An 801-nucleotide genomic window follows, 5' to 3' on the forward strand; every position below is an offset into this window, starting at 1 on the left:
CTCATAATTATCCGGTAAAGGTAAATTCATTTCCCATGCAAGTTCAGCAGGTACGGTTTTATAGTTTATTTCTTCATTTTCATCATTAAGTTTTTTAGGATCAAGTAAAGATGGATAAGGATGGTTTTCTTTTTTGTATTTTTCATTAAAATTATTAGATAATAACCATTCTTCTATAAGATTAAAATTTTTTATAAAATAATCAAAGTTATGAAAGATATTGTCTATAATAGGGGTATAGTCTTTATGAGTGTTTAATAGATTTTTTATTCTACCAAACTTTTGTAAAAACAATTGTTTGTTATTTAATAAACCTTCAAGAATATTAGAATTGATTTGATCAAATTCTTTAAAAAATTCTTGAAATATGTTAAATTCTTTATTGGCTTTTTTAATATAAGAATATAATTTAAATGTACCACCTTTATACCAAGTTTGATCAGACTTCATTAAAGCTTCACCTAGCATATAGGATAAATGGAAATAACATTTTAAAGCTTCATTATAATCAGGACATTGTTTTAATTCAGGATATTTAAGAGTAGGAAAAACTTTGATGGTTTCTTGATAGATTAATTTTTCTTTTTTATGTTGTTTTTTAATATTGTAAAGTTTTTTAAATAAGGCTAAATACCCCCCCCCATTTTTATTATATTCGATCATAGCTTGACCGAGTTTATAAGCTAAATGGTTTTTGATTCTTTCTGTGGCTGAATTGGGATTTTGCATGGTGAGAGTCCTTAAACTTAGATATAACAATTTATAAAAAAGATATTATATAAAAATTTGGCCTAAAAAATA

Annotated in this window: 1 pseudogene; it reads right to left on the bottom strand. The window is 24.5% G+C overall.

Features of this window, described 5'->3' with window-relative positions:
* Nucleotides 1–729, bottom strand: a pseudogene (locus tag H2279_RS08615) (DUF2972 domain-containing protein); the annotation flags it as partial.
* Nucleotides 730–801: the final 72 nt, after the last annotated feature.

This window comes from Campylobacter sp. B0100352/1 (assembly GCF_020135855.1).
Classification (GTDB): domain Bacteria; phylum Campylobacterota; class Campylobacteria; order Campylobacterales; family Campylobacteraceae; genus Campylobacter_D; species Campylobacter_D taeniopygiae.